Raw genomic sequence first — 11,128 nt, forward strand, 5'->3', positions numbered from 1 at the left:
TCAGACCACCCCGCGTTCGTGCCTGAGCGAGAAGTCGCCCGCGAACCGCTCGATCGCGATCACGTCGACCCGTAGGGTGTCGAAACGCTCTGTGTGCGTGGTGAGCCATTTGACGGCCAGTGTTCGCAGGCGCTGCAGCTTCTCCGCGGTCACCGCCTCGAAGGCGGTGCCGTGGCTGCGCCCGGAGCGGGTCTTCACCTCCACGATCACCAGCGCGCCGCCGTCACGGGCGACGATGTCGACCTCGCCCTCCGCGCAGCGCCAGTTGCGGTCGAGTATGCGCATGCCCTTCGCCGTCAGAAAGGTCACGGCGAGTTGCTCACCCTGTCTGCCCAGCCGATCTTTCGCCGCCATGGGACCACCTCCGCCGCAGACATTCGCCGAAATCACCCCCGGCCCGTGCCACCGAACCTCTTTCTGTGGATAAGACGCCGCGATTCGACGGCTGTGGATACCGGCGGAGCAGCACGCGCCATCGCGCGGGCACCACCTCGCGTTCACGTGAGCGCCCCCACCGGCACGCGGGCGCCACCCCCCGCCGGCCGTGGGCGCCACCACACGCCGCGCGGCCGGCGTACCGGAAGGAGGCCGGTGGGTAGCATGCGGATCGTGGCAGCGGGCGAAGAGCGGGGAGCCGGGGAGTTCGACACCGTCCTCGAACAGTTCGAACGGCATCTGCGGCTCGAACGGGACCTGTCGCCGCACACGCTGCGTGCGTATCTCGGCGACGTTTCCTCGCTGCTCGCGCACATGAAGGCCGCCGGGCACGCCGACGTGTCCGCTCTTGACGTCGTCGTCCTGCGCGACTGGCTGGGGGACCAGCACCAGGCCGGGCGATCGAGGGCGACGCTGGCCCGCCGGTCCGCCTGCGCCCGGGTCTTCACCGCCTTCTGCCATCGGCGGGGATGGCTGGCGAGCGACCCCGGGCTGCTCCTCGGCACGGCGAAGGCCGAGCGCCGGCTGCCGAAGGTGCTGGACCAGGCCGAGGCCGAGGCCGTCCTGTCCACGCAGGGGACGGGCGACGCCAGGGACCTGCGCGATCGGGCGATGCTGGAGCTGCTGTACGCGACGGGCATGCGGGTGAGCGAGTTGTGCGGCCTCGACGTGGACGACGTGGACCGGGATCGCCGGACGGCCCGGGTGCTGGGCAAGGGACGCAAGGAGCGGACGGTGCCCTTCGGGCTGCCCGCCCTGCACGCCCTGGACGCGTGGTGCGTGCGGGGCAGGCCCCTGTGGATTCGCGAAGGAAGCGGCCCCGCGATCTTCCTCGGCGTCCGAGGAGGCCGGATCGACCAGGGCACCGTCCGGCGTGTCGTGCACGCCCACCTGGCCCAGGTCGAGGGAACGCCCGACATGGGCCCGCACGGGCTGCGTCACACCGCCGCCACCCACCTCCTCGAAGGCGGGGCCGACCTGCGATCCGTGCAGGAAATGCTGGGGCACGCCTCCCTGGCGACCACGCAGATCTACACGCACGTGTCCATCGAGCGGCTGCGGGCCGCCTATCGCCAGGCCCATCCGCGCGCCTGAGCAACGCACCTGGGCACAGCCGCCGAGCACAGCGTCCGAGCACAGCGTCCGAGCACAGCGCCACCGGCCCGGGTTGTCACGAGCCTCCCGGGCGTCGCGGCGCCCAGCGGGATCAGCGGGCGGGCCAACGGGGCAGGAGGCGGACCTGCCCCCGGCCGAACAACAGGAGCGGGTCCAGGTAGAGGCGTCCGCGCAGGAGTCCCCAGTGCAGGCAGGGGGCGGTGCAGTGCGCGGCGGCGTCCTCCTCGACGACGCCGATGACCTGACCGGCCGCGACGACCTCACCTGGCCTGACCAGGGCTCGGACCGGCAGATAGGTCGTGCGCAGGCCGCCGGAGTGCGAGATCGTCACGACTCCCCGGCCTGCGACCCGCTCCGCCAGGCCGACGATTCCCGGCCCTGCCGCCACGACCTTCTCTCCGGGCCGCGCGGCCACGTCCACGCCCCGGTGGCCGGCCAGCCACCGCTGCGGGGGCGGATCGAAGCGCCTCGTCGGACGTGCGGACCCGGAAAGCGGCCAGCGCCAGCCGGACGCCTCCCCAGGCGGCCCCGTCGGCCTCATCAAGAAGAGGCCCGGCGCGACCGTACCGACCGGTTGCGCGGCCTCAGGAGAACGAACGGCCTCCCCAGGCGGCCCCATCGGCCTCATCAAGAAGAGGCCCGGCGCGACCGTCCCCACCGGCCGCGATGCGACCGCGTACGGCTCCGTGGACGGCTCCGGGGAGCCTCTGGCGGCCGCGGACCGGACGGCGCCGGATAACAACCCATCGGGAGCCGCGGTCAGCAGGACCAGGACGAGCACGTACGCGACGAGACGCATGCCACGACGATGCACCCCTGAGGCTCACGCCGAGCGGCCGAACGTCATTCTGTGGACAGACCGCGGACGATCAGCTGGAGAAGCCCTCCTTGGGCATCTCGAGATCGGGCTTGGCCAGTTCCTCGATGTTGACGTCCTTGAAGGTCACCACCCGCACGTTCTTCACGAAGCGGGCCGGGCGATACATGTCCCAGACCCAGGCGTCCTGCATCTTCACGTCGAAGAAGACGTCGCCGTTCTCCGCGGTGCGGACGTCGAGATCGACGGAGTTGGTGAGATAGAAGCGCCGCTCGGTCTCGACCACGTAGGTGAACAGGCCGACCACATCGCGGTACTCCCGGTAGAGCTGCAGCTCCATCTCGGTCTCGTACTTTTCGAGATCTTCCGCGCTCATCCCGGTCCTCCTCTTCCACTCCCCGTCGGGATCCCACCGTCGAGGCCGACCCGTTCAGATGACACCGGTCTTAACCTCATTCTCGCGCATGTCCTCATCCTGCCCCGTCCACAGTCCCCCGGCCGGGATCCTTGTCCCACGAGTCACCCTGGCCACCGTCACGAACGAGAACCGATGGTGTGGGCACGGCCCATGCCGCGCCAGCGCCCGCCGATGTCCGGGCGTCACGTAGCCCTTGTGCAGGGCGAAGCCATACTGCGGATAAACCTCGTCGAGGCCGTGCATCAGCCGGTCCCTCGTCACCTTCGCCACTATCGAGGCCGCCGACACGCACGCGGCGACCTGGTCGCCCTTCCAGACGGCCAGCGACGGCGCGGGCAGCCCCGCCACCGGGAAGCCGTCCACGAGGACGTAACCGGGGACGATCCCCAGCCCGGCGACGGCCCGCCGCATTCCCGCGATGTTGCACTTGTGCAGGCCACGCGAGTCGATCTCCTCCGGTGGGATCACGACCACGCTCACGGCCCGGGCGGTCGCCGTGATGCGCTCGTAGAGGTGCTCGCGCACGGCCTCGGTCAGGAGCTTGGAGTCGCTCAGCCCGTCGATCTCCCGCCCCAGCACGACCGCGGCGACGACCAGCGGCCCGGCGCAGGCGCCGCGCCCGGCCTCGTCCACCCCGGCGACCGGCGTGAACCCCCGCCGGGCCAGGGCCCGCTCGTAGCCGTAGAGTCCGGAGTCCCGTCGTACGACACTCGGTCGCGGGCGATAGGCAGCTGTCATGACGACAAGCAGATTACGCCCCATTCGGGACCGGCGATACGGCCGAAACCACCGCCGACGGCAAAGCCGCAGGTGAGATCAGCGTACGGCGGAGAAAGTGTCGGGCCGGGAGAGGATCGAGATCCGGTTCAGCGGCCAGTAGCGCAGGAACGCCCGCCCGGTGACGTCGTCCTCGGAGATCGTGCCCTGGTGCCCGTCGTCGGTGTAGAAGCGCGAGTCCGCCGAGTTGTTCCGGTGGTCGCCCATCAGCCACAGCCGCCCCTTGGGGACCGTTATGTCGAACTCACGGTCGGAGGGCTTGGCCCCCGGGTAGAGGTACTTGCCCTCCTCGTCCAGCGGCGTCCCGTTCACGGTGATGCGGTGCTTGGCGTCGCAGCACTTCACGTAGTCGCCGCCCACCCCGATCACCCGCTTGATCGTGTCCTCGCCGTTCCAGCCCTTGAAGACCACGATGTCGCCGCGCTCGACCGGCCCGAGCTTGTACGCGAGCTTGTTGACCACCACGTAGTCGTTGACCAGGAGCGTGTTCTGCATCGACTCCGACGGGATCCAGAACGACTGCAGCAGGAAGGTGTGGACCAGCAGGGCGACGACGACCCCGCCGAGCACGTACACGAGGGTCTCGAGAAGACCGGAGCCCTTCTTCTTGGGCCGGCCCTTCTTCCCGGCGGCGGCCCCCTCGTTCTCGTCCGCCTTGTCCGTCTCGTCCGCGACCGCCGGTTTCGCCGGCTCTTCAGGGGTGCGGTCCGCGGACCCGGCCGGCTCCGCGGTGCCTAAGCGACTCTCGTCGGACTCTCCCACGGCTGCCTCCTCCGGCTCTGTCACGTCCTACGTCGCCTCACCAGCCGGCGGCGCAGGGCCACCAGCGGCACGGCCCCCGCGAAGCCCGCGACGAACGGCGCGGACCCGAGGGCCGCCTGGAGCGCCGGCTGCGCGAACGTCTCCGGAATCGGCAGGATCTTGGCCCGGTTGAACGGCCAGACGATGACGAACGCGCGGCCGATCACCTTGTCGGCCGGAATGGTGCCGCCGCCCGGGTCACCCATGTGCAACCGGGAGTCCCAGGACACCGAACGATGGTCGCCCATCACCCACAGGCGGTCCGGCGGGACGGTGACCTCGAACTCGCGCCCGGACGGCTCGTCGCCGGGATACAGGTACGACTTCTCGTTCAGCGGGACGCCGTTCACCGTGACCCGGCCCTGCTCGTCGCAGCATTTGACCTTGTCGCCCGGCACACCGATGACCCGCTTGATGTAGTCCTTCTCCCCCGGCACGACGCCGAAGGCGGTGCCGAGCCAGCGCAGCGCGGCCGAGACGGGGTTGGACGGCTCTTCGAGCTTCACCTCGGGGTCCCAGGAGTCCACGCCGGAGAACACCACGATGTCGCCGCGCTCGATGTCGCGTACGTGGTAGACCAGCTTGTTCACCAGCACCCGGTCGTTGATGAGGAGCGTGTCCTCCATCGACTCGGACGGGATGTAGAACGCCTGGACCACGAAAGACTTGATCAGCAGGGCCAGAGCGAGGGCGACCACGATCAGGACGGGCAACTCCCGCCAGAACGAGCCTTTCTTCTTCCCGTCCTCGGCGTTCTGCTTGACGTCTTCGGCGACCACGTCCACCCCGTCCTCGGCAGGGCTGCGCGTGCCCGGCCCCTGTCCCTCGCTAGCCATCGCTGCTGAGCCTAGATGATGTCCGCGACGGCGAGCGCCGGGGACACCGCATCACCGGCAAAAAGAAAGTGGCCCGCGCCTGGGGCACGGACCACGATCTCCAAAGCCTTACTTGGCGGCCGGCTGCGCCTCGCGCTTCTCGCGGATGCGGGCGGCCTTTCCGCGCAGGTCACGCATGTAGTACAGCTTGGCCCGGCGGACGTCACCGCGGGTCAGGACGGTGATCTTCTCGATCACGGGGCTGTGAACCGGGAAGGTGCGCTCGACGCCGACGCCGTAGCTGACCTTGCGGACCGTGAACGTCTCACGGATGCCACCGCCCTGGCGGCGCAGGACGAAGCCCTTGAACACCTGGATGCGGGACCGGTTGCCCTCGACGACGCGGACGTGGACCTCCAGCGTGTCACCCGGGCGGAAAGCCGGTACGTCGCTGCGAAGGGCAGCCTTCTCGATCTCCTGGATCTGCGTGTGCATGGCGGCGGTTCCTCATTGACATGGGCACGCGGAGGTCCACCCGGCCGGCCCGAGGGCGCGGCGACGAGGGGGACACGCGTGCTTGGCTTGATACGTCTTGTCTGCCATATTCGGCCGGGCGCACCCGGCCATGCAGAAGTAGGCAGCAGCGATTCAGTCTGCCATATCTTCCGGCTCCGCGCGAAACGCGGTGCGAGCCCCGGGGGGAAACCCGGTGGGAGACGCGCTGTGGGACGCATCGCGGGACGCATCGTGAGACGCGGCGGCCGGACGGCGCTCCTCGAGACGTTCCTCGAACTCCTCGATGACGCGCCGGTCGTGCTTGTCGAGGCCGTCACGGTCGAGCCTGGCGACCAGTTCCGGCCTGCGGTCCAGCGTACGGCGCAGCGCCTCGTCGCGCCGCCAGCGGGCGATCCTGCCGTGATGTCCCGACAGCAGGACCTCGGGCACCTCGTGCCCCCGCCACACCGGCGGCTTGGTGTAGACGGGGCCTTCCAGCAGATTGGCCATGGCCCCAGGGGCGAAGGAGTCGTCGGCGACGGAGCGCGCGTTGCCGAGGACGCCCGGCAGCAGCCTCCCCACCGCCTCGACCATCACCAGGACGGCCGCCTCTCCCCCGGCTAAGACGTAGTCGCCGATGCTCACCTCGTCGGCGCGCAGCCGCTCGCCATACTCGGCGACGACGCGGGAGTCGATGCCCTCGTAGCGCGCCGGGGCGAACAGCAGCCACGGCTCCCCGGCATACTCCAGCGCCACTTCCTGGGTGAACGGCCGGCCGCTCGGCGTGGGGACGATCAGCCGGGGCAGCGCGTCCGCTCCGAGGCCGGCGCGTCCGTCCTCGATGACCGCGTCGACGGCCTCGCCCCAGACCTCCGGCTTCATCACCATGCCGGGGCCGCCGCCGTACGGCGTGTCGTCCACGGTCTTGTGGACGTCGTGCGTCCAGTCGCGCAGCTGGTGGAGGTGGATGTCGAGGATGCCGCGCTCGCGGGCCTTGCCCATGAGGGAGACGTCGAGCGGGGCGAAATACTCCGGGAAGATCGAGATGATGTCGACGCGCATCCGCGGCCCCCTACTCCGCCTCGGCGTCGAGCAGGCCGGGCGGGGCGTCGACGACGAGGATTCCCTTGCCCAGGTCGATCTCGGGCACGAGCGCCTTGACGAACGGCACGTACGCCTCGTCGCGGGAGGGACGGGCCACCACAAGCAGGTCCTGTCCGTGGTGGAGGACGTCGCTGACCTCGCCGACCCGCTCCCCCTCGGTGGTCACCACCGTCAGGCCGATCAGCTCGTGGTCGTGGAACTCGTCGGGGTCCTCGATCGGCGGCAGGTCCGCGGAGTCCACGACGAGCAGCGTGCCGCGCAGTGCCTCCGCGGCGTCCCTGCCCTCCACGCCGGCCAGGGTCAGCAGCAGGATCTCCTTGTGCCACCGGGCCCGCTCCACCGTCAGCGGACCGGCCGAGGCCGGGTCGGTGGCCAGCGTCGCACCCGGAGCGAAGCGCAGGTCGGGCTCGTCGGTGCGCACCTCGACCGTGACCTCGCCCCGCACGCCGTGCGGGCGGCCGATCCTGCCCACGACTAGCTGCACTTGTCGCCTACCTTCGCTACCGCTTCGCGACCACTACGTCTGTCACCGCGAACCCACTACTGCGAACCCACTACTGCGAACCCACTGTGAACCCACTGTGAACCCACTGTGAACCGCCGGGACAGGCCGGTTCGACCCCGGAAAAACACGCCGGGGGACCCCGATGCGGGGCCCCCCGGACGCGTCGTTGGGCTCAGCGCGCCTCTTCCAGGTCGACCAGGTCGATCCGCACGTACTTACCGTTCGACAACGCGTTGAGCACGGTGCGCAACGCCTTCGCCGTACGGCCGCCACGGCCGATGACCTTGCCGAGGTCGTCGGGGTGTACCCGGACCTCGAGAACGCGCCCGGTGCGGATGCGCCGCGCGCGGACCCGGACGTCGTCCGGATGCTCGACGATGCCCTTGACCAGGTGCTCGAGGGCCTCCTCGAGCACCTCAGGCCTCGCCTTCCGGCTTCTCCTCCGCGGCCGGGGCCTCGGCGGTCTCTTCGGCCTTCACGGTCTTCTTGGCCTTCTTCGGCGTGGTGGCGGCGGCGCCGGTGTCACCCGCGAGCGACTCCTTGGCGGCGGCCTCGTACGCCGCGTGCCGGTCCGGCTTGGGCTCGGCGACCAGGAGCGGCGTGGCGGGGGCGGGCTCGCCCTTGAACTTCTGCCAGTCGCCGGTCAGCTTGAAGATCTTCAGGACCGGGTCGGTCGGCTGCGCGCCGACGCCCAGCCAGTACTGCACCCGCTCGGAGTTCACCTCGATGCGCGAGGGGTTCTCCTTCGGGTGGTAGAGGCCGATCTCCTCGATGGCACGACCGTCCCGCTTGTTCCGGGCGTCGGCGACGACGATGCGGTACTGCGGGTTGCGGATCATGCCGAGCCGCTTGAGCTTGATCTTGACTGCCACGGGTGTGGTCTCTCCTGCATTAGAGCGTGGGTGAGCGGTGTCTCATCGAGTGGGGCACGATGGGAGCCCGCCCGAGGGACAGGCGCGACCGGCGGGGGTGAGAGGGCACCCGCCTGGTCACGATGTTCCAGCCTGACATTCTGCCAGATGATTCCCCATGCTCCGCAAAGGACGGTTCCATCGCCGCCCTGATTTCGGCACGGATGCGCCCATGTCTCCGGAACGGGCCCGCGAACTGATCGCGTGGACAGGCCGTCCAATGGTCATGCGAATCACGAACACAACCCTCACGGCCGGAGCGGCGGCCCTCGCCCTGCTGGCCGCCGGCTGCGGCACGGGCACGACGCCCTCCGCGGCCGCCGCTCCCCCGGCCAGGACGACGACCGCGCACACCACGACCACACACACGACGACGGCGCACACGACGACACCGGGCACGGCGCCGGCCGCCGTGGACGCGGGACGGGCCACCGCCGCGAGCGCCGTGTCCGCCCGGTACGGCTCCGCGGCGCAAAGCACGGCCACACGGACCGTGACCGCACGAACCACGGCCACACGGACCACGGGTGCCGCCCCCGCGCGGTGCCGTACGACCGGCTTGCGGGCCCGCGTGGGACGGCAGGACGCGGGGGCGGGCAACCGCTACGCCCCGCTCGTGCTGACCAACACGTCGGGCAAGACCTGCTGGGTGTACGGCTTCGTCGGGCTCGTCCTCATCGACGGCCGGGGTGACGTGCTGCGTACGCGCACCCGCCGCGAGAGCGTCACCCCGCACCGGGTCACGCTGCGCCCCGGGGCGAGCGCCCACGCCCGGCTTCACTGGACCGTGGTGCCGGCCGGGCACGAGACCCGGTGCCCCGCCTCGGCCCGGCTGATGATCATTCCGCCGGACGAGATGGCGCACCTGGAGGTCCCGTTCAAGGCGACGGTGTGCGACGACGGCAGGATCGACGCCTGGCCGATGGCCCCGGGCGCCGGCCTCTGACACGGAGTCAGCGGACGCCGCACGCGACTCTCCACGGACATCTCGTGAACCCCGAGGACGCCGCGCGCGCTCGGAGGACCCCGCCTGAGCTCGGAGGACGCTGCGCGCGACCCTCTGAGCGCGCCGCGGCCCGCCGGAAACCGGCGGGCGGGCGGGCGCGTCAGTTCTGGCCGGGCAGCTTCAGCTTCGACGGGTCGAAGCCGGGCGGCAGCTCGAGACCGGGGGGCAGCTGGCCGCCGCCGAGGTTGCCGAGCAGACCCTTGGGCAGGTTCGGAGCGTCCGAGGACGCCGCGTTCGCACCGGCCTTGCCGAGCGCGGCCTTGCGCGGGTCGCCGCTGACACGACGGCCCTTCTTGGGCTTCTGCGCCTTCTGCTTGCGGCCGCCGGGCATGCCCGGGATGCCCATGCCCTGGGTCATCCGCTTCATCATCTTCTGCGCCTCGAAGAAGCGGACCACGAGGTTGTTCACCTCGGTGACCGTGACGCCCGAGCCCTTGGCGATGCGCGCCCGGCGCGAGCCGTTGATGATCTTCGGGTCCTGGCGCTCGCCGGGCGTCATGGAGCGGATGATCGCCGCGATGCGGTCGAGGTCGCGGTCGTCGACCTGGTTGAGCTGGTCGCGCATCTGCCCCATGCCCGGCATCATGCCGAGCAGGTTCTTGATGGGGCCCATGCGGCGCACCATCATCATCTGCTCGAGGAAGTCCTCCAGCGTGAAGCCGTCCCCGGAGACGAGCTTGCCCGCCATCTTGGCGGCTTCCTGCTCGTCGAACGTCTTCTGCGCCTGCTCGATCAGGGTGAGGATGTCACCCATGTCGAGGATCCGGCCCGCCATGCGGTCGGGGTGGAAGGCGTCGAAGTCCTCGAGCTTCTCACCGGTGCTGGCGAACATGATCGGCCGGCCGGTGACGTGCCGCACCGACAGGGCGGCGCCGCCTCGGGCGTCGCCGTCGAGCTTGGTCAGCACCACGCCGTCGAAGCCGACGCCGTCCATGAACGCGCCGGCCGTGCTCACCGCGTCCTGGCCGATCATCGCGTCGAGGACGAACAGGACCTCGTCGGGCGTGACCGCGTCGCGGATGTCGGCGGCCTGCTTCATCAGCTCCTGGTCGATGCCGAGGCGGCCGGCGGTGTCGACGATGACGACGTCGTGCTGCTGGCGGCGCGCGTGGTCCACCGACTGCCGGGCCACCGCCACCGGGTCGCCCACGCCGTTGCCCGGCTCGGGGGCGTACACCGCCACACCGGCCCGCTCGGCCATGACGGCGAGCTGCTGCACCGCGTTGGGCCGCTGGAGGTCACAGGCGACGAGCAGGGGGGCGTGCCCCTGGTCGCGCAGCCACTTGGCGAGCTTGCCGGCCAGGGTCGTCTTGCCGGAGCCCTGGAGGCCGGCCAGCATGATCACGGTCGGCGGGGTCTTGGCGTAGCGCAGTCGCCGCGTCTCGCCGCCCAGCACCTCGATGAGCTCGTCGTTGACGATCTTCACGACCTGCTGCGCGGGGTTGAGCGCCTGGGAGACCTCGGCGCCGCGGGCCCGCTCCTTGACCCGGGCCACGAAGTCCTTCACGACCGGCAGCGCGACGTCCGCCTCGAGCAGCGCGATGCGGATCTCGCGGCAGGTCGCGTCGATGTCGGCGTCGGAAAGCCTGCCTTTGGACCGAAGGGAGGAGAAGACCGAAGTCAGCCGGTCGGAAAGCGTCTCGAACACGTGTTTGGCCAGCCTCGAAGCGAGTGGACGGGTCGGTGAACCATCAGTCTCCCCAGACTATCCGCCCGCGCGCCCTTCACGCCCGTGCCGCCGGGGCGAGATCGCCGGTCCGGCCCGTTTCCGGTTCTCACCGGAGCGCGCTCACGTGGGATGTCAGCGCGTGTTCGACCAGCGTGATGAGGGTGCTCTTGACGGATTCGCGGTCGCGGGCGTCGGTGCGGACGATCGGAACCTGGGGCGACAACGTGAGGGCTTCGCGCAGTTCGTCCTCCCCGTGGGT

At 70.4% G+C, this 11,128-nt stretch carries 13 protein-coding genes and 2 pseudogenes; 2 read left to right on the top strand and 13 right to left on the bottom strand.

The genetic code is table 11. The features are described 5' to 3' along the window. Complete coding sequence (locus tag FLX08_RS29630; protein ID WP_142623560.1) at positions 1-354, bottom strand: YraN family protein; 354 nt, start codon at positions 352-354, stop codon at positions 1-3. 246 nt (positions 355-600) lie between these two features. Here FLX08_RS29630 and FLX08_RS29635 point away from each other — a divergent pair, with 246 nt between their 5' ends. Then, on the top strand, positions 601-1,530 hold the full coding sequence (locus tag FLX08_RS29635; protein ID WP_142623561.1) for a tyrosine recombinase XerC: 930 nt from the start codon (positions 601-603) through the stop codon (positions 1,528-1,530). Positions 1,531-1,642: 112 nt separating this feature from the next. Here the strand turns inward: FLX08_RS29635 and FLX08_RS29640 are convergent, their stop codons facing one another. From FLX08_RS29640 to rpsP, 10 genes and pseudogenes are all read right to left on the bottom strand, one after another. Continuing rightward, positions 1,643-2,092 (bottom strand): murein hydrolase activator EnvC family protein, encoded by a 450-nt coding sequence (locus FLX08_RS29640; RefSeq protein WP_208761746.1) that lies wholly within the window; start codon positions 2,090-2,092, stop codon positions 1,643-1,645. Between the two features lie 328 nt (positions 2,093-2,420). Then, positions 2,421-2,744, bottom strand: a complete 324-nt coding sequence (locus FLX08_RS29645; RefSeq protein ID WP_036327164.1) for a DUF2469 domain-containing protein — start codon at positions 2,742-2,744, stop codon at positions 2,421-2,423. Positions 2,745-2,798: 54 nt separating this feature from the next. Next, positions 2,799-3,524 (bottom strand): ribonuclease HII, encoded by a 726-nt coding sequence (locus tag FLX08_RS29650; protein ID WP_142623562.1) that lies wholly within the window; start codon positions 3,522-3,524, stop codon positions 2,799-2,801. 78 nt (positions 3,525-3,602) lie between these two features. Beyond that, complete coding sequence (gene lepB, locus FLX08_RS29655) at positions 3,603-4,325, bottom strand: signal peptidase I (protein WP_142623563.1); 723 nt, start codon at positions 4,323-4,325, stop codon at positions 3,603-3,605. Positions 4,326-4,345: 20 nt separating this feature from the next. Further along, on the bottom strand, positions 4,346-5,200 hold the full coding sequence (lepB, locus tag FLX08_RS29660; RefSeq protein WP_142623564.1) for a signal peptidase I: 855 nt from the start codon (positions 5,198-5,200) through the stop codon (positions 4,346-4,348). A 108-nt stretch (positions 5,201-5,308) separates the two neighbouring features. Continuing rightward, positions 5,309-5,674 carry a 50S ribosomal protein L19 gene (gene rplS / locus FLX08_RS29665; RefSeq protein WP_142623565.1) on the bottom strand — a complete coding sequence of 122 codons (366 nt, stop codon included), beginning with the start codon at positions 5,672-5,674 and terminating at the stop codon, positions 5,309-5,311. Positions 5,675-5,971: 297 nt separating this feature from the next. Beyond that, positions 5,972-6,736, bottom strand: a pseudogene (gene trmD, locus FLX08_RS29670) (tRNA (guanosine(37)-N1)-methyltransferase TrmD); the annotation flags it as partial. 10 nt (positions 6,737-6,746) lie between these two features. Continuing rightward, positions 6,747-7,262, bottom strand: a complete 516-nt coding sequence (rimM, locus tag FLX08_RS29675; RefSeq protein ID WP_142623567.1) for a ribosome maturation factor RimM — start codon at positions 7,260-7,262, stop codon at positions 6,747-6,749. A gap of 193 nt (positions 7,263-7,455) precedes the next feature. Then, the gene (locus tag FLX08_RS29680) at positions 7,456-7,698 is read right to left on the bottom strand and encodes an RNA-binding protein (RefSeq protein WP_030511730.1); all 243 of its coding nucleotides are present in this window, start codon (positions 7,696-7,698) and stop codon (positions 7,456-7,458) included. 1 nt (position 7,699) lies between these two features. Further along, positions 7,700-8,155 carry a 30S ribosomal protein S16 gene (gene rpsP / locus FLX08_RS29685; protein ID WP_142623568.1) on the bottom strand — a complete coding sequence of 152 codons (456 nt, stop codon included), beginning with the start codon at positions 8,153-8,155 and terminating at the stop codon, positions 7,700-7,702. A gap of 265 nt (positions 8,156-8,420) precedes the next feature. Between rpsP and FLX08_RS29690 the strand changes: the two genes are divergently transcribed. Beyond that, the gene (locus FLX08_RS29690; protein WP_167530618.1) at positions 8,421-9,140 is read left to right on the top strand and encodes a DUF4232 domain-containing protein; all 720 of its coding nucleotides are present in this window, start codon (positions 8,421-8,423) and stop codon (positions 9,138-9,140) included. 160 nt (positions 9,141-9,300) lie between these two features. On the opposite strand, the gene ffh is transcribed toward FLX08_RS29690, so the two are convergent. Both ffh and FLX08_RS42445 read right to left on the bottom strand, forming a co-directional pair. Further along, positions 9,301-10,848, bottom strand: a complete 1,548-nt coding sequence (gene ffh, locus FLX08_RS29695; protein WP_142623570.1) for a signal recognition particle protein — start codon at positions 10,846-10,848, stop codon at positions 9,301-9,303. A 127-nt stretch (positions 10,849-10,975) separates the two neighbouring features. After that, positions 10,976-11,128: pseudogene (locus FLX08_RS42445) on the bottom strand (ATP-binding protein); the annotation flags it as partial.

Origin of the sequence: Microbispora hainanensis (assembly GCF_006874475.1) — a bacterium.
Taxonomy (GTDB): Bacteria; Actinomycetota; Actinomycetes; order Streptosporangiales; family Streptosporangiaceae; genus Microbispora; species Microbispora hainanensis.

Excerpts from the sequence above, each read along its gene's own strand:
- FLX08_RS29635 (WP_142623561.1), top strand. The coding sequence starts at position 601 with ATGCGGATCGTGGCAGCGGGCGAAGAGCGGGGAGCCGGGGAGTTCGAC.
- FLX08_RS29645 (WP_036327164.1), bottom strand. The coding sequence starts at position 2,744 with ATGAGCGCGGAAGATCTCGAAAAGTACGAGACCGAGATGGAGCTGCAG.
- FLX08_RS29630 (WP_142623560.1), bottom strand. The coding sequence starts at position 354 with ATGGCGGCGAAAGATCGGCTGGGCAGACAGGGTGAGCAACTCGCCGTG.
- rplS (WP_142623565.1), bottom strand. The coding sequence starts at position 5,674 with ATGCACACGCAGATCCAGGAGATCGAGAAGGCTGCCCTTCGCAGCGAC.
- FLX08_RS29690 (WP_167530618.1), top strand. The coding sequence starts at position 8,421 with ATGCGAATCACGAACACAACCCTCACGGCCGGAGCGGCGGCCCTCGCC.
- FLX08_RS29650 (WP_142623562.1), bottom strand. The coding sequence starts at position 3,524 with ATGACAGCTGCCTATCGCCCGCGACCGAGTGTCGTACGACGGGACTCC.
- lepB (WP_142623564.1), bottom strand. The coding sequence starts at position 5,200 with ATGGCTAGCGAGGGACAGGGGCCGGGCACGCGCAGCCCTGCCGAGGAC.
- FLX08_RS29640 (WP_208761746.1), bottom strand. The coding sequence starts at position 2,092 with ATGAGGCCGACGGGGCCGCCTGGGGAGGCGTCCGGCTGGCGCTGGCCG.